17 protein-coding genes are annotated in these 23,327 nt (G+C 59.7%); 1 reads left to right on the forward strand and 16 read right to left on the reverse strand.

What is annotated here, in order from left to right:
- Positions 1–305: 305 nt before the first annotated feature.
- Positions 306–2,573: an acyltransferase family protein gene (locus tag HMPREF1287_RS04090; protein WP_023017295.1), complete on the forward strand. Its 2,268-nt coding sequence runs from the start codon at positions 306–308 to the stop codon at positions 2,571–2,573.
- A gap of 82 nt (positions 2,574–2,655) precedes the next feature.
- On the opposite strand, the gene ffh is transcribed toward HMPREF1287_RS04090, so the two are convergent.
- The 16 genes from ffh to HMPREF1287_RS04170 form a co-directional block, all read right to left on the reverse strand.
- Entirely contained in the window at positions 2,656–4,296 is a 1,641-nt protein-coding gene (gene ffh, locus HMPREF1287_RS04095; protein WP_005278622.1) for a signal recognition particle protein, read from the reverse strand.
- A gap of 51 nt (positions 4,297–4,347) precedes the next feature.
- Positions 4,348–6,480, reverse strand: coding sequence for a [protein-PII] uridylyltransferase (locus HMPREF1287_RS04100; RefSeq protein ID WP_023017294.1), 2,133 nt, complete (start codon positions 6,478–6,480; stop codon positions 4,348–4,350).
- 6 nt (positions 6,481–6,486) lie between these two features.
- Positions 6,487–6,825: a P-II family nitrogen regulator gene (locus HMPREF1287_RS04105; RefSeq protein ID WP_005278617.1), complete on the reverse strand. Its 339-nt coding sequence runs from the start codon at positions 6,823–6,825 to the stop codon at positions 6,487–6,489.
- Between the two features lie 229 nt (positions 6,826–7,054).
- A complete protein-coding gene (locus tag HMPREF1287_RS04110; RefSeq protein ID WP_005278614.1) occupies positions 7,055–7,423 on the reverse strand; it encodes a Na+/H+ antiporter subunit G in 369 nt (122 codons plus the stop codon).
- A gap of 3 nt (positions 7,424–7,426) precedes the next feature.
- On the reverse strand, positions 7,427–7,717 hold the full coding sequence (locus tag HMPREF1287_RS04115) for a cation:proton antiporter (protein ID WP_005278611.1): 291 nt from the start codon (positions 7,715–7,717) through the stop codon (positions 7,427–7,429).
- Entirely contained in the window at positions 7,714–8,247 is a 534-nt protein-coding gene (locus tag HMPREF1287_RS04120) for a monovalent cation/H+ antiporter subunit E (RefSeq protein WP_005278609.1), read from the reverse strand. Before HMPREF1287_RS04120 ends, HMPREF1287_RS04115 begins: the two co-directional genes overlap by 4 nt.
- Positions 8,248–9,789, reverse strand: coding sequence for a monovalent cation/H+ antiporter subunit D family protein (locus HMPREF1287_RS04125; RefSeq protein WP_023017293.1), 1,542 nt, complete (start codon positions 9,787–9,789; stop codon positions 8,248–8,250).
- Positions 9,789–10,265, reverse strand: a complete 477-nt coding sequence (locus HMPREF1287_RS04130) for a sodium:proton antiporter (protein ID WP_005278605.1) — start codon at positions 10,263–10,265, stop codon at positions 9,789–9,791. The genes HMPREF1287_RS04125 and HMPREF1287_RS04130 overlap by 1 nt, the downstream gene beginning before the upstream one ends.
- The gene (locus HMPREF1287_RS04135; RefSeq protein ID WP_023017292.1) at positions 10,265–13,246 is read right to left on the reverse strand and encodes a DUF4040 family protein; all 2,982 of its coding nucleotides are present in this window, start codon (positions 13,244–13,246) and stop codon (positions 10,265–10,267) included. Before HMPREF1287_RS04135 ends, HMPREF1287_RS04130 begins: the two co-directional genes overlap by 1 nt.
- A gap of 250 nt (positions 13,247–13,496) precedes the next feature.
- Positions 13,497–15,635 carry a signal recognition particle-docking protein FtsY gene (ftsY, locus tag HMPREF1287_RS04140; RefSeq protein ID WP_023017291.1) on the reverse strand — a complete coding sequence of 713 codons (2,139 nt, stop codon included), beginning with the start codon at positions 15,633–15,635 and terminating at the stop codon, positions 13,497–13,499.
- 54 nt (positions 15,636–15,689) lie between these two features.
- Positions 15,690–19,220 (reverse strand): chromosome segregation protein SMC, encoded by a 3,531-nt coding sequence (smc, locus tag HMPREF1287_RS04145; protein ID WP_023017290.1) that lies wholly within the window; start codon positions 19,218–19,220, stop codon positions 15,690–15,692.
- Positions 19,221–19,277: 57 nt separating this feature from the next.
- The gene (locus HMPREF1287_RS04150) at positions 19,278–19,556 is read right to left on the reverse strand and encodes an acylphosphatase (protein ID WP_023017289.1); all 279 of its coding nucleotides are present in this window, start codon (positions 19,554–19,556) and stop codon (positions 19,278–19,280) included.
- Between the two features lie 18 nt (positions 19,557–19,574).
- A complete protein-coding gene (locus HMPREF1287_RS04155; protein ID WP_023017288.1) occupies positions 19,575–21,077 on the reverse strand; it encodes a sodium:alanine symporter family protein in 1,503 nt (500 codons plus the stop codon).
- Positions 21,078–21,130: 53 nt separating this feature from the next.
- Positions 21,131–21,946, reverse strand: coding sequence for a bifunctional DNA-formamidopyrimidine glycosylase/DNA-(apurinic or apyrimidinic site) lyase (mutM, locus tag HMPREF1287_RS04160; RefSeq protein WP_023017287.1), 816 nt, complete (start codon positions 21,944–21,946; stop codon positions 21,131–21,133).
- A gap of 3 nt (positions 21,947–21,949) precedes the next feature.
- On the reverse strand, positions 21,950–22,720 hold the full coding sequence (gene rnc, locus HMPREF1287_RS04165; protein WP_005283703.1) for a ribonuclease III: 771 nt from the start codon (positions 22,718–22,720) through the stop codon (positions 21,950–21,952).
- Positions 22,717–23,265, reverse strand: coding sequence for a DUF177 domain-containing protein (locus tag HMPREF1287_RS04170; protein WP_005278584.1), 549 nt, complete (start codon positions 23,263–23,265; stop codon positions 22,717–22,719). Before HMPREF1287_RS04170 ends, rnc begins: the two co-directional genes overlap by 4 nt.
- Positions 23,266–23,327: the final 62 nt, after the last annotated feature.

The following is a 23,327-nucleotide window of genomic DNA, read 5'->3' on the forward strand; positions in this document are numbered from 1 at the left end:
CCGGTTCAACCCTTGGATTTTATCTGCGCGTGACGTACCGGCCGACCGTAGACGGGAACGGTGTTACGCAGAATGAAACGTCTCATTATCAGCAGCAATTCGCACCGCTGCGATAACCTGAACCATTTTAGCGTGTGCAGGCAGTATTTTAAAATCTCCGCTTCCCTACGCTTAGCCTGGGCTCGTTATGCTTCCGAGACCTTTAAAGAGTACCCTTATGAGCCGAATGCAATCCTTTGACCCTGAAGGCTTAAAAGTACGCCGCGTTTGTGCCTCCCACGGACAAGCGCACGAAATGACGTTTTATGACAACAGATTCCCCACGCAACTTTCGATATCGCTATGACCTCGACGGTCTGCGCGGTATCGCAATTGGCCTCGTAGTTATCTACCACGTCTTTGTCGGTCGTGTCTCTGGCGGCGTGGATGTCTTCTTACTGCTTTCCGGTTACTTCTTCTTAGGCTCCCAGCTGCGCTATGCCGGCAAGCCCAACGCATCTTTGAACCCCTGGTGGCCAATCTGGCGCACGTTGCGCCGCTTGGTGCCAAGCCTCGTTTTGGTCATCGGTGTGACGTATATCTTGGTGCGCCTTTTCACCCCGCAGCTCATGCGCACTGAATTTACCCAGCAAATCACGGCAACCATGCTGTACTACCAGAACTGGGAGCTGGCCCGCCAAAACGCCGACTACACCGCGGCCGCCGCCGATACTTCCCCGCTGCAGCATATGTGGTCGATGTCCGTGCAGGGCCAGTTTTACCTGATGGGCATTGCTTTCGCCCTCATTCTGGCCGCGATAATGAAACTGCGCCCGCAGGAGTCCTCGTTGCGCACCAGCCGCTTCCCCACGGTCAACCAGATTGCCGGTCCCATTCTCATCGTGGTGACCATCGCTTCCTTTGCCTATGCCTCGCGCCATGGGCTGCACGGAACGCCGGAGAACTACTACTCCACGTGGTCGCGCGCCTGGGAGCTGACCCTCGGCGCGGTACTTGCTATTTACGGCTCCGCCTGGAAGATTCCGGCCCGTTTTTATGACCTATTTACCGGCCTCGGCCTTTTCATGTTGGTCTTTACCGGCGCCATCATCGCAGAGACCACCGCCTATCCAGGTCCGCTATCGCTGTTGCCTCTGGGCGGCGCCGTGCTCATCATCTTGGGCGGTGGCGGCAAGATCTCCAAGGCCATGGCTTCTGGAAAGGCGCGTTGGCTAGGCGATGTCGCCTATCCGCTATACCTCTGGCACTGGCCGCTGCTCATTTTGTCCACCTCGTACTTGGGTCAGCAAACCCCGCCGTGGTGGCTGGGCATCATTATCATTGCCATCTCCCTGCTGCTTGCCGATGCCACGCACCGCTTCATCGAGCGCCCCTTGCGCCAGCACCGCAAGCGCCCCTTGGCAGAGGACCTTCCAGCCCACAAGGCTCTCTCCGGCCTATCCACCCGTGCTGGGGCCGGTCGGGCCATCGGCGGTGTCGTGGTCGCCAGCTGTGTCACCGCACTGCTTCTCATTCAGCCGCTGTGGCTGCGCACGCTGAATATCGCCGATGCGGAGATTCTCAACCCCAAGCAATATCCGGGTGCCACCACGTTCATTAATGACATCACCCCACCAGATGGCGTAGAGATCAAACCTGATCCCATCGTGGCCGGGGGCATCCAGCCGCCGGTCGCCGCAAACTGGTGCTTTGTTCCCGATAGCCAGCCCGCCGATTTCTTCTTTGAAACGCGCAGGGACGGCAAGACGCCGTGCATTTTCGGCGATACCAATTCCGAAAAAGAAGTCTATTTGGTGGGAGGATCCCACGCGGAGCAATACTCCTCTGCCCTCGACCACTTGGGCCGCGAGATGGGCTTCAAGCTGGTCCCCCTCCTGCGCCAAGGCTGCCCCATCGAGCTTGGCGATGACGTCACGGTCAGCCCCGAGTGCGCCGAGTGGGGCGAGCTGGTCATGGACCGCATTGCCGAGGCCCACCCAGCGCTGGTTATCTCCAATACCACCCGCCCGCAAAACGAATATGGGCATGGCCCCGATGCGGTCCCCGCCGGCTACCAAGCCTTCTGGGATGAGCTGTCCAAGCGCGATATCCCCTTCCTGGGCTTCCGCGATAACCCGTGGGGATTCGATGAAGACGGGGAGCCGCGCGAATTCGATGAGTGCTATGTAGCCAACGAGGATGCTGTGGGCTGTGGCATGCGATTCGAGCAGGTCTATCAACCTTATGATCCAGGCGCTGTAGTCCTATCGCAGTACGAGAACATGCTGTCCCTCGATACCGCGCCGTGGTTCTGCGATGCTAACGGCGATTGCCCGGTGGTCATTGGCAACACCATGGTCTACCGCGATATGCACCACATCACCAATGCCTTCGCGGATTCCGCGATACCGATGATCCGAGAAGCCCTTACGCCCTTCTTGAACGGCGAAAAGGTCCAGCAAGAGGCACCGGAAATCTCCCCCGAAGAGGCGGAGGCAGCACTAGAGGAATCGCCGGCTGCCCCCACCACCGGTGGCACGCGGCGCGCCAACCCAGTGCCGTATCCCAATACCCCGGAAAACGATCCGGTGTAAACGCTCCCGCGCGATGGCACGCACAAAGGTGGCCCATTACCTGCGAAGTAATGGGCCACCTTTTATTTATGACTCTGCGCGGCTACTTTTTGCCCTTGCCAAAGTTGAGGTTATCGAGGTCGATATTCTCCATGCCTTTCGGCATCTTGGGCATGCCGGGGATCTTTCCACCGCCGAGGCCACCGGCACCGCCGGCGCCGCCCATTTGCTGCTGCAGCTGCTGTAGCTCTTCCATCGACGGCATCCCGCCGCCCATGCCCGGCATACCGCCCGGCATCTTGGGGCCGCGGTTGCCACCGCCGCCCTTGCCCTTCTTGCGCTTGCCGTTTTTGCCCTTGCGGCCCTTGGGCTTCTTCTTGGTGGCAGAGCGACCGCCACCGCCCATGCCAAATTGCCCGGCCATCTTGGACATCATCTTCTTGGCCTGGTTGAAGCGCTCGATGAGCTGGTTGACCTCGGACACGCTCACACCAGAACCATTGGCGATGCGCTTGCGGCGCGACGCGTTCAGAATCTTTGGGTTCTCGCGTTCTTCTGGGGTCATACCGCGGATGATCGCCTGGATGCGGTCCAGCTGCTTTTCATCCACCATGGCGGCCATCTCATTCATCTGCTTGCCGCCAGGCATCATCTTCAGCAGGTTGCCAATCGGACCCATCTTGCGGATCATCAGCATCTGATCAAGGAAGTCATTCAGCGTGAGCTCGCCGGAGCCCAGCTTGGAGGCTGCTTCCTCGGCCTTCTGGTGGTCCAAGGTGGCTTCCGCCTGCTCAATCAGGGAGAGCAGGTCACCCATGCCCAGGATGCGGCTGGACATGCGCTCTGGGTGGAAGACATCGAAATCATCGAGCTTCTCACCGGTAGAGGCATACAAAATTGGTTTGCCGGTCACCTCACGAATGGACAGCGCTGCACCACCGCGGGCGTCACCATCCAGCTTCGTGAGAACCACGCCGGTAAAGTCCACGCCATCGCGGAAGGCCTCCGCCGTTTGCACGGCGTCTTGACCAATCATGGAATCGATGACGAAGAGGACTTCATCCGGGTTGACGGCATCGCGGATATTGCGCGCCTGCGTCATCAGGGTTTCATCGATGCCCAGCCGGCCGGCGGTATCGATGATGACCACATCGTGCTGCTTCTGCTTTGCCTCAGCAATACCGCGCTTGGCGACGTCCACCGGGTCCCCGTGCGAGGTACCCATCTCGTGGTCATTGGAATCCAGGGAGGTACCTGGGTCCGGGGCGAAGGTCGGGACCTCCGCGCGCTCGCCGACGATCTGCAGCTGCTGCACAGCGCCTGGGCGCTGCAAGTCACAGGCCACGAGCATGGGGGTGTGCCCCTGCTTCGTGAGGTGCTTGGCCAATTTACCGGCCAGGGTGGTTTTACCAGCACCCTGCAGACCGGCCAGCATGATGACGGTCGGAGGATTCTTGGCCAGGTTCAACCGGCGGGTTTCGCCGCCAAGGATCTCAATGAGTTCCTCATTGACGATCTTGACCACCTGTTGGGCGGGGTTGAGCGCCTCAGAGACTTCCGCGCCGCGGGCGCGTTCCTTGATGCGCTTGATAAACCCGCGCACCACCGTCAGAGAAACGTCAGCTTCCAGCAATGCCAAACGAATCTCACGAGTCGTGGCGTTGATATCCGCCTCAGTTAATTTGCCCTTGCCGCGCAGGCCCGCCAGGGCTGACTGTAGGCGGTCTGATAGTGAGTCAAACACTACGGATGCGCTCCCTTAAATTAGATCGATCTAAAGTTCAATTATTCAATCTTAGTCCCTAGCCAGGGCCCTGGTCACATTCCCCACCAACTGGGCGCGAGAAACCGAAGCGCCAAAGAAAACGTGCACAATCATCGTGGCACCCAGGATCTCATGGCGCAGCCACATAAACTCCGGCAATGACTCCACCAAATAACCCAATGCACCTATTCTCTCCACGGTGCGAATCTCTAAGATTCCGCCCACGTTAAACGCCGCCGTCGTGGGCTCACCTACGATATCGGGAAGCTCTGTGTACGTACGCGAATTATAGGACTGGATAAACCTATCCGGTTCCGCGGCCTCTGTGAGCGTCTTTTGCACGGTACGGATGACAAACTCCGCCTGATAGCTACCAGCATCACCTTGTACGAAATTGGCCCGCACAATCGTCCACCCCAAGGCGGAAATCAGCGCAAAAATGCGCTTAAACTCTGCCTTATTGGCGCCGGACCAAGTTACGGTGACCACTTCCTCTTGCCAATCGACCGCCAGGCCTACCCCGTAATCGTCCTGGGGAACGCGAACTAAAGGGCGGGTGACTATGCGAGGCTTATTCGCTTCCAAAGCGCGGGCCACGATAAGGCCCTGCGCCTGCGCGGTGCGGGCGGACCAGACCCCAGGGCCCGTCGATAAGGCATCCGCCTTGGACAAGGTCGCAAGCAGCGAAATGGTCAATTGGTCATAATGGCAGGCGTTTAATAGGGCATCGCGCGCGGCATCCGAGCGCGGATCCATCGTGGCCGCCAATCGCGCCAGGCTCGTATGCTCTGCCACCACGGTTTGCACGCGGGAAATATCTGCAAGATTAAACCGCATGCGCGCGGCCTGCCGCGCCACCAGCTCTGCCCCTACCTGCTCGTGCGGGCGGTCATGACCCTTGCCCAAATCGTGATACAACGCAGCCAAGAGGAGGAGATCTGGGCGGGCCACCGATGTGCGCACCTCGGCGCAGCGCGTCACGGTGGCAACCAAGTGATAATCAACGGAATGCATGTGGCTGCGTTCTCTGGGCAGTAATCCGCGCACATGGCCCCATTCGGGGACTAAACGCTCCCACAGCCCATAGCGATCCAATTCTGCAATCACCCGTGGGGTATGGGCCGGCGAGGACAAGATGGCGAAAAAGTCATCGACGGCCGCCCGCGGCCATCGCTCCGGCAGGGGCGGCAGCTCTTGCAGTGCTCGCCACGTCGCCGCCGAGACGGAATAGCCCGTCCGCGCCGCGGCCGCCGCAACGCGGGTCAATAACCATGGATCTTCACAATTGGGTGTGCGGGCCAGGGAGATAACGGCGCCATCGGCCACGACGTCCACGTCGAGGGGACGTCGCACGCGGTCTCGCCCCTGCGCCGGACCAGCGCTGCGGCTACCCAAAACGCCGCGGGCTGTGGCCAAGCTACGCTCTACCGCCTCGTCGACCGCAGAGGCCGCAGTAACCAACGCCGCGGTGAGCTCATAGCGGCTGCTAAAGCCCAATTCATCAGCAACATCTGCGGCAAAGTCCGGATCCAAAATATCGCGGTGGCGGCGAGCCTTGACGTGCAGCAGGGTCCGGGCATCGAGTAGCAGCCGCCGCTCTTCCTCCAGCGCGGGCAGATCACATAGGTTGCCCAGGGCTAAAGCGCGCAGGAGCTGAATATCGCGCAATCCCCCACGCCCGTTTTTTAAGTCTGGGTTGGTCATGGTGGCGACGGCGCCGGAGCGGTTCCACCGGGCAATGGCGATATCGACGAAGCTATCAAAGCCCCGCTGCAGCTGCCGCCGCCACGCGTGCAGGAGGCGCTGACGGGCGTCATCGACAAGCGGCTTATCGCCTGCGATATACGTCAGATCCAATTGAGCGAAGCCAGCCGAGGCATCCTGCAGGGCAATCTCCGCGCACTCCTGCGGGGTACGCAGGGCAAAGTCCAACCGATACTTGGCATCCCACACCGGGTACCACAATTTTTCTACCTGGCTGGGGTCTGGCTCGTGGTCCTCCGGGAAAATCAGGATGACATCAATATCGGAATAGGGAGTCATCTCCTGCCGGGCCACAGAGCCGGTTGCTGCTAGCGCCGTGTGCGGCGGCAGGTCCAAACCCTGGAGTATGCGCACCGCCGCTGCATAAGCCTCGCTGCGAAGAGCGGATGCTGCCACCATCTGTAATTACAGAGCGGTCTCGCCGCGCTCCCCGGTGCGGATGCGGATGACGTCTTCTACCGGGGTAATCCAAATCTTGCCATCGCCAATCTTGCCGGTATAAGCGGCATCCACGATGGCGTCAATGAGGTCTTCCACCTGGTCATCAGCGGTCAAAACCTCCAGCTTCACCTTGGGCACAAAGTCCGTGGCGTACTCCGCACCGCGGTAGACCTCGCTGTGCCCGCTCTGCTGCCCAAAGCCCTGGCTTTCGGTCACGGTAAGGCCGTGGACATCCTGCTGTTTTAATGCCTCCCGGATATCCGGCAGAGTAAACGGCTTCACAATGGCGGTAATAAGTTTCATTTAATCCTCCTGAAGAAAAGTAAAATTCAGCGGCCAAACCTGGCGCGGATATGCTGCATTCCAGTCTAGCCCCGCCCAACTTCCGAATGTGCCCGAATTACGGTGGCAATCGGCAAATTACGGCTGGCTCCCCGCTGCGCTAAGCACCGCGGCAGCGCAAAAGAAGCGCGGGCCGCACCCCTCCTTGGAGAAGGTACGCACCCGCGTTACTCATGAGGAAAGAATAACCCTAGATTTCGTCTTCATCTGCATAGACGGTCTGGATTTTCTCATTATTGTGTTTGGCGTGCTTGACGTCAGTAACCGCAACGCCATAGATGGAACGGCCCAGGTAGAACGAGCCCACCGAGCCGATAATCCACACGCCGAAGCAGGCGATGAGGCCTTTGATAAGAAGGCCCAAAGAAAAGCCATCTTGGCCAAAATCCACCACGAGCTTGGCGACGATAATAAGCGGCACCGCCAAACCCACGGTCGGGCCCATCAGGTTGGCACGGGTCAAGGCATCCGGCGCGCGCCACAAGGAGACCACGGTTGCCACCACGAGGATGGTGGCGACAATGAGCAAGATCGAAGCAATAATCTCGTAAACAGCCATGACTTATCGCCGACCTTTCGAAATAATGCGTGCCATAGACAAGGTCGGCAAAATACCGGCCGCGATGGCGCCAATCAGGGCAATGTCATAGGCCAAGGGGGCATTGTTGATCATTGACCAGCCGAGGTACATGCAGATCATGCCGTAAAAGACGATGTCTGACATCACCGCGCGGGTGAGTTCATCGCGGGTGCGCAGCGCTAATAGCACCCCGCACCAAGCGGCCCCGCCCATGATGAACACGCACACTAGTACAACCCAACCGAATGGGGACAATGTTGCAAAATCAATCATCGGTCGGTCTCCTTCCTGCGTTGAATTTTCCGGGCGAGGTGCTTGGGCTTTTCGACGTCCGCCTGGCTCTCCGAAAGCGGAGTGTCCTCCGCCCGCGCGAGGTCCGGCGAGCGCATATAGCGACCCAGGGTATCCAAGGGGAATTCGTAGAAAGCCTCATCAAGCTCCGTAGTATCCCCTTGCCCAGGAACGCCATAGTCGATGCTCTTCACGCGCGGTGCCAAGTGCTCTTCCATATCGGCCAAGTCAGCCACGATTGCCGCAGGATCGGAACCCTGTACCGCTTGTACTAGCACGATGCGGGGCAGGCCCTTGCGCGGTGGTTCGCGCAGTCCCAACGACAGCGTGCCAGGGGTTGCGGTAATGGAAGAGGTGAACCAGAAAATCTCCCAGGCGCTGGTTACGCGCAGTGGATACCGGATGATGACCGGGTGGTATTCGTTATCGGGCTTAAATGCTGACATCGCCAGGGTGAACCCAGCAACGAAAATTTCCTTGATGAGCCAGAGTGCATAAGCTACGGCATGCATTTATCGGCCCTCCTGAATGTCATCGATATTAGGTAGTGCGGCTGAATCATCGCCCAAGATGGTGTCAGTATAAGCCGTCGTGTCCAGCAGTTGCTCGGCTGCGGTTTCCACCGCATCAATAACCACGCCGGAGAAAATGAACATGCCCAGCGAGACCAAGATGAGCGCTGCGGAAGGCGCCATCAGCTTCTTGCGGATGATGAGCTCATCTGGAACCTTGTCCGAGGGCAAATCGTGTCCCCAGAAGGCTTCGCGCCAGACGCGCAACATCGCCAAGAATGCGGCGAAGGAAGCGATGATGATGGCGGCAATAGCAATCCAGGCCCAAGCGCCGCCGTTGCGGGCGACCTCGAAGACGATCATGAGCTTGCCCCACATGCCGGAGAATGGTGGGAAGCCCACCACGGAGAAGGCACCGGCGGCAAAAATCCAGGCGATGATGGTATCGCGGCGCGCGAGGCCGGATAGCTTGGTCAAGTCACCCGTACCGTAGGTCTCTTCGATGGCACCGGACGCCAGGATCAACGAGCCAACGGTCACCATGTGGTGAATCGTGTACATGATACCGGCGGCCAGAGCGCGGCTTGGGTCTTCCGAGGTAAAGGCCAGCATGACCAAGATGAACGGCATACCGTTGAGCATCTGGTAACCCAGCACGCGGCGAATGGTCTTTTCGGTCAGACCACCAAAGGCACCGATCATCATCGAGATCAGCATGAGGACGATGATAAGGACGTTCCACCGCTGCTCAAGATCGAAAAGCTGCACGTACAGCCGGTAGAGCATGTAGACGGCGACCTTCGTGTGCAGGCCGGAGAAAAGGCCCATCACCGCGGCCGACGTGCCGGGGTAGGTACGCGGCAGCCAAGACTGCACCGGGAAGACACCGGCCTTGGCGGTAATCGCAATAAGGATAATGCCCGCAGCGACGGTCACCGGACCGTTGCCAGCGGCGGCCCCCTGCAGGGCAGCCAGGTTAACCGAGCCGGTGACGGAATAGATATAACCGACACCAACCACCAGCAGCGTGGAGGCAAAAAGGTTAACGAGGACGAACGCGCGTCCTGCCGCCAAGCGCGACCACGTGCCCGACATGGTGATAAGGCCGTACGACGGCAGCAGCATGACCTCAATGAACACGAAGAAGTTAAAGAGGTCAGCGGTTAGCAACGCACCGCATACACCGGTGATAAGAATCAGCGTGAGCGAAGGGTAATAACGGGATTTCGTCTCCCCGCCCACGATGGCGAACCAGTTAGCACCAAAGGCCACGATCATCGTGGTGATGATCATCAGCGCGGAGAAGGCGTCCGCAACGAGCGGAATACCCACATTGCCTACGTAGAGGCCCACGGTATGCGCCACTACCCCATTGTTCATGGTGTAGATCAACAGTCCCAGGCCGGCGAAGACACCGACCCCAGGGACGATGAGCATGATCGCATCGCGGACGGCGCGCCACGGCGCCAGCAAGGCAAGAGCCGCGGCAATGAGCGGAATGCCCGGGAAAAGTGGAAGAAGTTGGGCTACAACATCAGCCATTATTTTTCATCCTCCTTCTTCCTATTTACCCCGCGCTCAGCCACGGGAGTGTCGTGGTCTACCCGGCCAATGCGATCGAGCTCATTCGCGGATTCTTCCAAAATCGCACGGTTCTGGGCATCACGGCCCAAGGTAGAAAATGCGTGGTCAATGGTGTTGTCGTCGACGGGTTCCACCACATCGGTGTCATCGTTTTTACCCATCGCGGCCATGGTCAACAGGATGGTCGAGGTTGCCATGGAGATAACAACGGCCGTCAGAACGAATGCCTGCGGTAGCGGATCAGCCATTTGATCGTGGGGTACCTCTGAGGGAAAGGCTTCGCCTCGGTAGGAGTACACGCCAGTGGCCAACAAGGTCAGGTTGGCACCGTGGCCGAATGCCATCATGCCCAAGACAATGCGGACCAAGCCGCGTTGCTGAATGAGATAGACGGCGCCACCGATGAGGATGGCGATAGTTAACGCGAGAATCATTACTTCTCCCCTCCTCGGTTGGCGTTAGAACGGCGACGTTGCTTTGTCTTTGTCTTTGCCTCTTTGGGGCTCAGCAAAGCGAGCGGATCCGTCGACGGGTTGATTGGGTCTGGATACGGATCGTCCGCATCCTCAACGGCAATGCGCGGCGTGGCCGGCAGGGCCGAGTCATCGTCATGAATCCACGGCAGGAAGTCCCGCTCGGTACCTGGCCTGAGGTAGCCGCCCAAGGCGTTGATGGCCATCGTGAGCATGCCCAACACGGCCAGGTAAATACCGAGGTCGAAGATGAGGGACGTCGTCCAGTGCTGGCCAAAGGCTTCGCCGTGCAGGGCGGTGAGGAAACCACCATTGCCAAAGCCGTCGTGCCAGTAGCCAATAAAGCCTGCCAATAGCGCCGTTATGATGCCAATTCCGGTGAGGTGAACTGGGGTCATCCGGCCGAAGACAATTTCATCGGAGCCGCGGGACAGGTAGGTCAAGCCAATAGCCGCACCCATGATGAGCGCCGCTGGGAATCCACCGCCGGAGGAATTGTGCCCGCGGAAGAACACGATGACGGACATGATGATGAGCAAAGGAATGACAATATTGATTCCCTTGCGCAGCGGCACGGAGTTCAGCTGCGACTGACCGAATGGCGCTGGGCGCGTACCCGAGCTGAACGGGAAGCGCGGCAGCGTCGTGGTAATGGCTGCGATAACGACGGCGGCCATGCCCAACACGGACAGCTCGCCCAAAGTATCGAGTGCACGGAATTCCACGATGATGGTGGCCACGACGTTATCGCCACCCGTGATATCCGGTGCCTCATCGAGGTACCACAGCGCCAAGTCCGAACGTTCGTGGCGGCCCATCAGGCCCCACACGCCGAGGAAGGCAGCGATACCGGCCAACACGGCGATAACGATGGAGCCTACCCTGCGGGATTTATCAGTAACCGGCTGGAAGGTCTCCGGCAGGTAACGCAGCACCATCATCATGACGACCACGGACAGGGCTTCCACCATGAACTGGGTAAGTGCCACGTCCGGTGCACCCAAGAGGAACATCTGCAAGGTAACGCCGGTACCTGCGATGCCGATCATGACGGCGCCGGTGAGGCGGTTCTTGGTACGAACCAGCCCGAATACGGACAAGGCAATGATGCCCAACGGCAGCAGGTCCCACGGGTTATCGAGACCATCGACGCGCGGTTGCAGCGGTACGCCGTCGACGCCCTCACCAAACAAGGTAGTACCGGCGAGGACGATAATCACGATGACAATCGGCAGGATGTGCCGGGACGGGTTGTGGGAATCGGACATCTTGCCCAATACCTGGCCGAGCTTGGCGCAGCCATCCTGCAGGCTTTGCAGGAGCTCGTTGCCGCTGCGCGGCATGAAGTTCCGGCCCTCGAAAGCCGGCCACATCTTCTTGCGGGCAAAGAGACCAGCGATACCGGCCACCAGCACGAGAATCGAGATGATGAATGGCACGTTGATTCCATGCCATACCGCAAGGTGAGAATGCGTTTCCATGCCCACAGCGGCAACGGCATGCTCCAAAGGCTCATCGAAAATACCCAGGACGAAGACGAGCGGCAGGGACATAAAGCCCGGTAGCGCAGCAGGAAGCCACAGGGCAACTGGGGCTTCGTGGACATCGTCCATAGAGCGCGGCCCATCGAAGAATGCACCGAAGACGATCTTTGCCGAGTAGGTGAAGGTAAAGAACGCACCGATACCTGCCACGGCAAGCAAGATTGCTTGGCCTGCGCCGCCAATGGGGGCATCCTCAAAGGCGGTAAGCATGCCTTCCTTGGACACGAAGCCCAGCAGCGGAGGAACCGCAGCCATGGAGGCGGCGCCGATGACGACAGAGCCAAACGTCCACGGCATCTTATTCCACAGCGGGCCAAGGCGACGGATATCGCGCGAACCCGCTTCATGGTCAATGACGCCGATGAGCATGAAGAGCGAGGACTTAAAGAGCGCGTGTGCCAGGGTGTGCACCAGTGCTGCCCCAATAGCGAACGGGGTACCGACACCGATGGTGGCCACAATCCAACCCAGGTGAGACACGGTGGAATAAGCGGTCAGCTTCTTCAGGTCCGTCTTTTGCACCGCGAATACCGCGGACATAACAGCCGTGCCCATACCGACGACGATGAGCACCCAGTTCCACACGGCGACATCGTAGAAGATCGTGGAGAAGCGAATAAGCAAGTAGATGCCCGCCTTGACCACGGCTGCGGCGTGCAGGAACGCCGAGACAGGCGTAGCGGCGGCCATGGCTTCTGGCAGCCAGAAGTGGAATGGGAATTGAGCGGACTTGGTAAAGGCAGAAGCCGCGATGAGCACGGCAACGCTCGCGGTCACGCCGGGGCGTTCATCCCATACCGAGGATGCGAGGATCTCAGAAATGGTGGTCGAACCGGTGGTCACTGCGGCGATGCCCAATGCCGTCAATAGCGTAAGGCCACCGATAAAAGTCAGGATTAAGGTGCGCTGTGAACCCGCCTCTCCCCCGGAGCCAGAACGCGCAATGAGCATGAAAGAAGCCAAGGAGACAAGCTCCCAGGCGAGGAATAGGACAACAACGTCATTGGCCAGAACCAGCAACAAGATGGACAGCGTAAACGCCGTCATCAATGTATAAAAGCTCGTATTTCCCTCATTTTTCGGGAGATACGCTGCCGAGTAGGTCAACACGACAGCGCCAATGACAAGAGCCAACATGGCGAAGAAGATGCTCAAAGCATCTCCGCGCAGAGCGAAACTTACATCAACCCCCGGTGCAATAAAATCGCGTACCCAGGTGGTTTGGAAACTGAGTTCCTCCCCCGCTGCAATGGCAGAAAAATCCTTAGCAATGAGCACCGCTGCGATGAGAAAGAGGACGGCTAGTGGATAGCCCGCCTGTCGGTCCATGACCTTTACGGTCACCGGTGCCAAGATCACTGCCAATGCTGCGAGGAGGACAGCAAAAAGTAGCGTCACGAAATACTTGCCTCACGAACCTTGGTCTTGGATTGGTGCGAATTTCGCACCGAATCACTAAATACAGCCCTACCAGATTACCATTGCTCACCAACTCAATGCAGATCACAGCAATCCACGGCTCCCCATGCTCGCAGGACATACCTGCAAGGCACATAGGCCCGAAAAACTCCCCAGCACCCGCGGCTCTCTCGCTTTTGTAAGCAGCCGGGTACTGGGGAGTTATCTAAAACGATTAAGGGAGAAGACCCTATTTCTCGCCTAGCAAGGCATCGACGAATCCTTCAACTTCGAATGGCGCAAGGTCATCGGCGCCCTCGCCCAAGCCCACAAGCTTGACTGGAACGCCCAATTCCTCTTGCACTTGGAAGACGATGCCGCCCTTCGCCGTGCCATCCAACTTGGTGAGCACCACGCCGGAAATATCCACGACCTCGCGGAAAATGCGGGCCTGTGCCAGGCCGTTTTGGCCCACCGTGGCATCGAGGACCAAGAGGACCTCATCAACCTCGGTCTTCTTTTCTACGACGCGCTTGACCTTGCCCAGCTGATCCATCAGGTCGGTCGAGGTGTGCAGGCGGCCGGCCGTATCGACCAAGACGACGTCGACCTGCTGTTCCACGCCGGTGGCCACGGCATCAAAGGCCACGGAGGCTGGGTCTGCGCCTTCCTTGCCACGCACGGTTTCGGCGCCCACGCGGCGTCCCCACGTTTCTAGCTGGTCTGCAGCCGCAGCACGGAAGGTATCTGCCGCACCCAACAGGACGCTGTGGTCCATCGATACGAGGACGCGGGCGAGCTTACCGGTGGTGGTGGTCTTACCGGTGCCGTTGACACCCACGACCATGACAATGGCGGGCTTTCCGTCATTGGGCATCGCGCGAATCGAGCGATCCATTTCTGGGTGGCAGGCCTCGATGAGGCATTCACGCAGCATGGCGCGGGCCTCTTCCTCGCTCGACACGCCACGCTCAGCGATCTTGTCACGCAAAGAATCGGTGACCTTCATCGTGGACTTGGTGCCCAGATCCGCCATGATGAGGGTATCTTCGATTTCTTCCCAAGCGTCTTCGTCCAGATCGCCGGCGGAGAGGATTCCCATCAGGCCTTGGCCGATGGCGTTCTGGGAACGAGAGAGGCGACCGCGCAGCCGGCCGAGACGGCCTCCTGCCGGAGCGATGTCTTCGGTGGGCTGGCCCGCCGCAGCAGGTTCGCCATCAGGCACAGGGGTTTGTTCCTTGGCGGCTTCTGCAGCATCCGTTTGTGCATCGGCGGCAGCCGCAGCTTCTTCGGCTTCCTCGCGGTTATCAACGCGTTCTTCAATGTGGTCAGCGTCTTTATCATCTACCACCGCATCGAAGACCGGCGATTCGTCTTCTACCTCGGCGGCCTCGACGGATACAACGTCTTCTGGGTCTTTTTCTTCATGGTCCGGCTCGCCGCGGTGCCGATCGTCTGTGCCTTCTGCTGCGGGTTTCTCGGCTGCAGCTGGGGCGGATTGCTCGCTGCCCTTTGCTTCTTTATCCTCTGCTTCCGCCTCACCGGAAGCAGGTGTGGAAGCCTGCGCGGAATCCGGCTTATCAGATTGGTCAGTTACCTGATCTGCAGGTTCCTTATCCGCATCATCTGCGGCGGATTCCTGGCGGTCACCAGAGGCTGCAGAAGCGGCGGAGCCGACTCCCCCAGCTGCGGCCGCAGCGGCAGCGGCCGTACCGGCAGTGCCCTTACCTTCAGTCTTATCCGCCGCAGGCTTATCCGCGGCAGGCTTGGACTCCGCTTCCGAAGTGGAAGCAGACTCGGATTTGGACTCGGACTTAGCCTCATCGCCAGCGACGTCGGCTTTTCCTGTGTCCTTATCCTGCTTGGGTACGTCGCCGTCTTCTGCAGGTTTCTTGGATTCCGCGGGCTCTGCGGACTTCTTCGGCTGCTCGTCAGCTGCAGGTTCTTGACGCTGCGGCTCTTCCTGCTTGGCTGCCTTTTCGGGTGCAGCGTTCTTGTCCTTAGCCGGTTCAGGCCGCTTGGCCGCCGGTGGCTCTTCGCCGTTGAGCTGCGCATTGGCGATATCGGTAGCGCTCGGCTCCGATTGCTCCGATTTCTCCGAGGACTCCGGCTGCTGTTCCTGCTTAGCTTGCTGCGGTTGGGCCTGCTGTGGCTTTTCTTGGGCTACCTTCTCGGGTTCCTTGGATCCCGCTGGGGCAAAGTTGAAGCCAGACTTGGCCTGGTAATTGCCGGACTTTTGCTCCTGCGTTAGCTGCTTGGGCTCTTCTTCCGTGGGTTTCTCAAAAGAAACCTTCTTGGATTCACCGCGCTTTTTGCCAATTGCAATAAAGACGACAATCAGCACAATGACAACGATTGCTATGCCGATCCATAACCATAAAGAATTCATGCCTCTATAGTGCCAGCCTTTCGGGCTTGCGGCACATAAAGGCGGCGAAAACTTCTATTCCGTTGACTGCGGCGTACCACCTGAGTGCGGCGCATCAACCCCAAGCCGCGTCGCATCCCGGCTTGCTTGCTCGGCTCCCGGCGCGAGCCCGGCTGGATTCATGCGCTGGGAGATGACCCGGGTGATGCCATCGCCGCGCATGGTTACGCCATAGAGGACATTGGCCACATCCATGGTGGGCTTTTGGTGCGTGATGACGATGAGCTGGGAATCCTTCCGCAATTCCTCAAATAGGGCGATGAGCCGGCGCAGGTTGACATCATCAAGCGCTGCCTCGACCTCATCCATGACGTAGAACGGGCTGGGGCGCGCGCGGAAGATCGCCACGAGCATGGCCAGTGCGGTAAGGGATTTTTCGCCGCCGGAAAGCAGCGATAGGCGCTTGACCTTCTTGCCTGGCGGGCGGGCTTCGACCTCAATGCCGGTGGTGAGCATGTCTTCGGGCTCGGTAAGGATCAACCGGCCCTCCCCACCCGGGAAAAGGGTGTTGAATACCTTGGGAAATTCCGCTTCCACATCCCGCCAGGCATCGGTAAACAGCTGCAGGATCTGCTTATCCACGTCCGAAATTACCCCGGCGAGGTCCTTGCGGGCTTGGATGACGTCATCGAGCTGCGTGGACAGGTAGCTGTATCGCTCTTCCAGCGCCTTATATTCCTCCAAGGCCAAGGGGTTGACCTTGCCCAGCGAGTTCAGATCCTTTTCTGCCTGCTGCAGCCGCGACTTTTCGGCACTGCGATCGAAGTCTTCGCCCGGGGTGAAATCGCGCAAGAGGTCTGCGATGGCGATGCCCAGCTGTTCGCCAATCTTTTTCTCGGCTTCATCCAGGCGCACCTGCGCCTGCGAGCGGGCCAGTTCTGCTTCATGCGCCCGCGCGGTTAGCCGGTCGCTATTTTGGCGTGCGGCCGATACCGCCTGCTTGGCTTGCTGCAATTGGGAATTTAAGGAGTTGCGCTCGTGTACAAACTCATCGCGCTCGGAGGTGGCGCGGCTTAAAAGCTGGTTCGCCCGCGCGGCCAAATCCTGTGCGTGTCGCGCCACTGCCGATGCCAATTGCCCCTGCGCCTTGCGGCGAGCCATGGCCTGTTCATGGCGGGCCTTCGCCTGGCGTTCGTGTTGGGCCTGGCGCCGCAAGCTATCGGCCTTGCCGGCAACTTGGCCCACACGCTCTTGCGCCGAGCGGGCCGCGACTTGGGCCTCCATTTCCATGGACTTTACCTCTTCCAGCGCGGCCGAGGCGGCGTCCCTGTCGGCGGACGAGGGCTCGTCTGGTTGATCGTCGGCATCGACGCGGGCGAGCCTATCGCGGGCATCGGCAAGCTCCTGGTTGGCTTTCTGCAGACGCACCTCGATCTCAGTGGCGCGCTGCGCGGATTTTTCCAGCTCCGCCTTATTCGCCTCGTACTGCTTCTCCAGGCGGTGATGATCGCGCTTCCAGGCATCGACTTCGGTATCGTGCTCCCGCAACGCGGCCTTGGCGGACGCGGCCGTCACACGGGCATCTTCGGCGGCAATCTTTGCCCCCTCCAAAGTCCCGGAAAGCTCGTGCAGGGCTTGATTTGCCTGCTCTAGTTCTTCTTCAGCCTCCGCGATGCGGGCGGTGACCTCCACGGTAGACGAGGAACCGGTGCCGACCTCGACCCAGCCTTCGCCGATGACAACGCCGGAGGCGGTCACGGCGCGCAGGCGCGGATCCTCGGAGACGAGGCGCCGGCCGTGGGCAATATCGGGGACGAGGACGACATCGGCAAGCAGCCTGTGTAACGCCGCCGACACCGCAGGTTGGACCGTTATGTGATCCAGCAACCAGGAGGTCTGCGGCGGCAGATCAGCATCGACGCGCCACGAGCTCGCAGGCGCTGCCGCCGCCGCATCCAGCAGCGCTGAGCGCGGGCCCTTCTCCAAATCCGCAATCAAGCCCTCGGTCAACTGCCCTGCCTGCGCCTCCGCAAAGGTGCCCAACGCGGCCGCAACCGCCGATTCATAGGTGGTGGAAATATACGCGGCCAATGGCTGGAATTCTTCGCCCACCTCGACCGACTCGGGAATGGTCTGGGACAGCGTATCGATGCGGGACCGCAGCGTATAGACAGTGCGCTCGCGCTCGCGCTGGGCATCGCGGAGCTGATCCAAGCGCTTATCGGCAGCACCGGACTCGCTGGCAGCCCGCGTATGCGCCTCCTCCAAAGGCTGGCGCTCCGCGGCATAATTATCCAGCTTCTGCGCTACCTCAGCAGCTTCTGCCTGCGCATTCTGGGTGCGGCGCTGCAGCGAAGCCACGGCCTCTTCCTGCCGCGCCAACTCCTCTTCCGCGCTGGCTACCTGCCCCGCCGCCTTTTCCTCGGCGGCAAAAAGGCGCACCACGCCCTCGCGGCGATCCGCAATAGCGCGCACCTGTGCCATATGTTCGTGCTCGGCGGCCTCGAATGCTTGCCGACGCTCCGACACTTCCTCCCGGATGCTTTCTAACCGCTCCGCGGCTTCTTCCGCCGCTACCACGAGCTCCTCGTGCTCCTCGTCCGCGCGCGCCGCCTTGGCCTCTAAATCATCCGGATCCTGGCCGGCATAGGCGACCTGGGACCCGGCGTTATCCGCCCGCTCCTCTGCGATGCGCTGGGTCGCCGCAATGCGCTCGGACAAGGTGGAGAGATCAAACCACAGTTTTTGGGCGGCTTCCGCTTGCGGATTGACCTCCTCTAGCTGGGTTTCCAGCTCCATTTGGTGCTCGGTCGCCGCTTCGAGCTGCGCCGTGGTCTCTTCCACCTGGGTGGATAGGGCCGTCGCGGTCTGCTCGGCAGCGGAAAGCTTCTGCCGCAGGCCGACGATGCGATCTCCGGCCAGGCGCAGGCGCGCATCGCGCACATCCGCCTGCACTGTTGCCGCGCGCTGGGCGGCTTCTGCCTGCCGCGCCAAGGGCTTGAGCTGTTTTCCCAGCTCATCGGTCAAATCCTGCAGGCGGTCCAAATTGGCCTGCATGCCCGTCAGCTTGCGCTGGGCCTTTTCTTTGCGGCGGCGGTGTTTGAGGACGCCTGCAGCCTCCTCGATATAGGAGCGGCGATCCTCGGGGCGCGATTCCAGGATTTCAGAAAGCTTGCCCTGCCCCACGATGATGTGCATTTCCCGGCCAATGCCGGAATCAGAAAGCAGCTCCTGGATATCCATCAACCGGGCCTTTGCCCCGTTGATTTCGTATTCGCTCGCGCCATCGCGGAACATGCGGCGGGTAACGGATACCTCGGAGTACTCGATGGGCAGCGCACCATCGGCATTATCGATGGTGAGCGTGACCTCAGCCCGGCCTAATTGCTTGCGGTCGCCTGCCCCGGCGAAGATGACGTCTTGCATCTTGCCACCGCGCAGGGTTTTCGCGCTGGCCTCTCCCATGACCCAGGCAAGGGCATCGACCACGTTGGATTTGCCGGAACCATTCGGGCCGACAACAGCACAGGTGCCCGGCTCAAATTTGAGAGACGTCGCCGACGCGAATGACTTAAAGCCTTTGAGCGTCAGCGATTTCAGGTGCATTTGGGATAGTGTAGCAAGCCTTTAAGACACGAGTTGCAGCCAGCATTGGGTTGGCTATTAGCGCTCGACAAAGCCGCTTTCGCCCCTTGCAGCGGCCCACTGCTCGACCACGAGATCGACGCTGCCGGGGCGACGGGTGGTGCTCGGTTGCTCCTGCAATAGTTCCAAGAGCTTCTCGCAGTCTTTGCGCGGGCCCTCAGCAACAACCTGCACGCGACCATCTGCCAGGTTGGTCGCATGCCCAGAAAGGCCTAATTCCAGTGCGCGCGACCGCATCCACCAGCGAAAGCCCACGCCCTGCACGTTGCCGTGCACAAAGGCAGTCATTCTTTCCATGTCACTGCACCTTCCTTATTAGTAGCGATCGGCCTCGCCGCGATCGCGCAAGATTTTGCGGTCCGCATCGCTGCGGCGGGTCACGGGGTCAGAACCGTCCCAGCACTCCACACCGGGGACATCGGGAAGCATATCGCGGTGGAAGACCGGATCGATGCCCTTACTGCGCTGCTCGTTGAAGTTCTTTAACAATTGAATGGCCACGCCGGATAGCGGAACAATGGCGATGATATTCAGAATCACCATCGTCGCCGCACCGGTATCTGCCAGGGCGAAGACCAATGGCAGGGATCCGACTGCGCCGAACCAGACGAAGAACAGCACCACGAGGCGGAAGATATTGAGCACCGTTTTATTGGTGGTGAGGTATTCCAGGTTGGCTTCTGCCAAGTAGTAATTGCCCAAGATGGAAGAAAAGGCCAGGAAGAACAAGATGAAGCTGACGAAGTGAATGCCCCAGTGGCCAACCTCGGCGGACAAGGCCGCCTGGGTAAGGGAAACGCCCTCGGCCTCTTCGCCGTAGGCAACTTCCGGGCCGAGCAGGATCAGGAAGGCGGTAATGGTACAGACCACGATGGTGTCGAAGTACACGCCCAAGGTCTGCACCAAGCCCTGCTTTACCGGGTGGGAGACGGTGGCGGTAGCCGCGGCGTTAGGGGCAGACCCCTCGCCGGCCTCATTGGAAAACAGGCCGCGCTGGATGCCCTTCATCATCGCGGCGCCGATGCCCGCGCCGGCGATTTCCTTAAAGCCGAGCGCGTGGCCGATGATATCGCCCAGCATGCCCGGGACCTTGTCAAAGTTCGTAATGACCACGAAGCCGCCGATGAGCAGGTACGCCAGGGCCATAAACGGAACGACCACCTGGGTGATATTGGCAATGCGCTTTACGCCGCCAAAAATGATGAGGCCCGCGGCAATCGCGATGATGATGCCAATGATGGAGCCAAAGGTGGCATCGTCTTCGCGGCCGAAGGAAAAGGCCACGGCCTCTGCGATGGCGTTGGTCTGGAAGGAGTTATAGACCAAGCCGAAGGTAAAGACGATGGCGATAGAGAAAAGAACGCCGAGCGGGCCCCAGCCCAGGCCGCGCTTCATATAATAAGCCGGCCCGCCGCGGTACGTATCGCCATTGCGGACCTTCCACAGCTGCGCCAGTGTGGATTCCACGAAGGCGGTCGCGCCGCCGAGAAGGGCGATGATCCACATCCAGAAGACGGCGCCAGGTCCACCTACGGAAATGGCCACTGCCACACCGGCCACATTGCCGGTACCCACGCGCGATGCCGCAGAAATGGTAAACGCCTTAAATGCGGAGATACCTCCGCTTCCTGCGCCCTCATCCTCATCATCGCTTTGGGGCCGCTCGACGACGGCGCGCAGCATATCCGGCACCTTGCGGATCTGCACCACTGCGGTGCGCGCACCGAATAACAGGCCTGCACCAATGAGTAGCCAAGGCAGGATGTATGTCCACACGCCATCGTTAAATGTCGTGACGACATTTTCGAGAAATTCCATGCGAATTAATTTACTGCCTAAAGGTGCACAACGTGAACCTCACGGGTGCAGGCTTATTGGCAGTGGGGGCAATAATGGCTCGAGCGGCCCCCTAAAACGCACCGCTTTATGGGCGTGCCGCAACGGGAACATGGCTGGCCAACACGGCCATAGGCCGCAAGCGAGCGCGCAAAATAGCCGGATTCACCGTTGACGTTGACGTACAAAGAATCAAAGCTCGTTCCCCCCGCTTTGAGGGCGGCAGACATCACGGTCTGTGCCGCGCTCAATAGCGCCACGGCATCTTTCTGCCGCAGCGCCGAAGCCTTCTTGCGCGGTGAAATGCGCGCTGCCCACAGCGCTTCATCGGCGTAGATATTGCCAATTCCAGATACCAGCGTTTGATCCAATAGCGCCGTCTTTACCGCGGTTTTCTTCTTCCGCAGGCGGCGCGCGGCGCTGGCGATATCAAAATCGGGTTCCAGGGGATCTAAACCAATATGCGAGATCGCGGACCAGGGCGCATACAGCCAGTACCCAAAGGTGCGCTGATCCACGAAGTGCAGCTCGGTGGCATCGCTAAGTACTACCGTGATGCGGCGGTGCGGCGAATCAGTGTGGCCGATGCGCAGCTGCCCCGACATGCCCAAGTGAATAAAAAGCACGTCGCGGTGGCTATCCATCGGGTCCTCCCCCACGAATTCCAGCCACATGAATTTGCCGCGGCGGGCCACCGCGGCGATTTCCTTGCCCACGACAAGACCCGCCAGGGGTTCATCTTGGCCGCGGTTCGCCCGCGGGTGCGCAATGTCTACCGATGTAATTTCTTTACCCACGACGTAGGTTTCCACCCCGCGGCGCACCGATTCCACTTCGGGCAGCTCTGGCATTATTTAGCCTTCTTTATGAGCGGTCCCTTGCACCAGCAACGGGGTTTCGCGCAGGGTTTGGCATGCTTCTTGCGCGGCCTGCTGCTCCGCTAATTTCTTATTGTGCCCCTGCCCATTTCCCACGCTCAGCCCAGCGACGGTGGCAACCGCGCTGAAGGTTTGATCGTGTTCTGGGCCGGTGGCGGTAGCCGAATAGACCGGCATCGGTGCCTTTAGCTCAGCGCACAGCTCTTGCAAGGTGGTCTTCCAGTCCAAGTGGCGCCCGCTGACAGAGGCATTATCGATCTTTTCCGCGAAGAGGCGCAGGATGACATCGCGGGCGGTTTCAAAGCCGTGCTCGCGGTAAATGGCGCCGAAAATCGCCTCGGTGGTATCCGCAAGGATGGAATCCTTATCGCGCCCACCGGTGGACTGCTCGCCCTTGCCCAATAAGATATGCGGGCCCAGGTTAATCTCACGCGCGATATCGGAAAGCCCATAGCGCGAGACAATGGACGCGCGCATCTTAGAGATATCGGATTCCGGGCGCGATGGATACGTCACGTATAGCTTCGCGGCCACCGAGAGCCCCAAGACGGCATCGCCCAAGAACTCGAGGCGCTCATTATTGGGCAGGTGCCCGTTTTCATTGGCAAAGGAACGGTGCGTAAGCGCCAAGCGCAGGTTTTCCGGCTCCAAGGCAACGCCGAGCGATTCCAAGAGCGGGCTGTGGTCCACCGCCGCAAAGGCGGCCTCCCATGCCTCGTGCCCGGTTAGCTTCTTCTTGCGGCTCATAGGAACTTCTCCAGACCTGCCCAGCGCGGGTCTACCTTCTCCTCTTCCTCTTCTTCCCCAGAAATTCCGGTGGTCACACCCTCTGGGGTCTGAATATCGCAACCGTCTTCGCAGACGGGGGCGAACGGGAGGTTCAGGCCTGCTTCATCGATGACCGCCTGGAGCAGATCCAGCTCATCGTCTTCGATTTCTGGGATTTCATCGCCCGAGCCGGCATCATCAGAATCGGCGTCATCGCCGCTGACAAAAGATTCATCGGCGGCAAAGACCTGGGTCACGTGCAAATCCAGCTGTGGGTGGAGCTCTTTTAAGCAGCGCGCACACTCGCCCGTGAGAACGCCCGAGATATCCGCATCAACCAGAACGCCTGACCCCAGGGGGGTCAGGATCGCGGCAACGGTGAGATCTTCACCCTTAGGGATGGCGATCATTTCCACGCCAATCCTTTCCGGTGCAGGTCCCGTCTGGGTGCGTTGTTCCGGCATTGCGTCAGCGCCTTGGGCGTTTAATAATTCGCCCACATCGAACTTCAATGGAGATGTCATAACAGTTGGTAGTCTACCCTGCCTCGCAAACTCCGCGTAGTTGCTGGCACGGCCGCTTTTTC

It is taken from the genome of Corynebacterium sp. KPL1986 (genome assembly GCF_000477975.1).
Taxonomy (GTDB): domain Bacteria; phylum Actinomycetota; class Actinomycetes; order Mycobacteriales; family Mycobacteriaceae; genus Corynebacterium; species Corynebacterium accolens.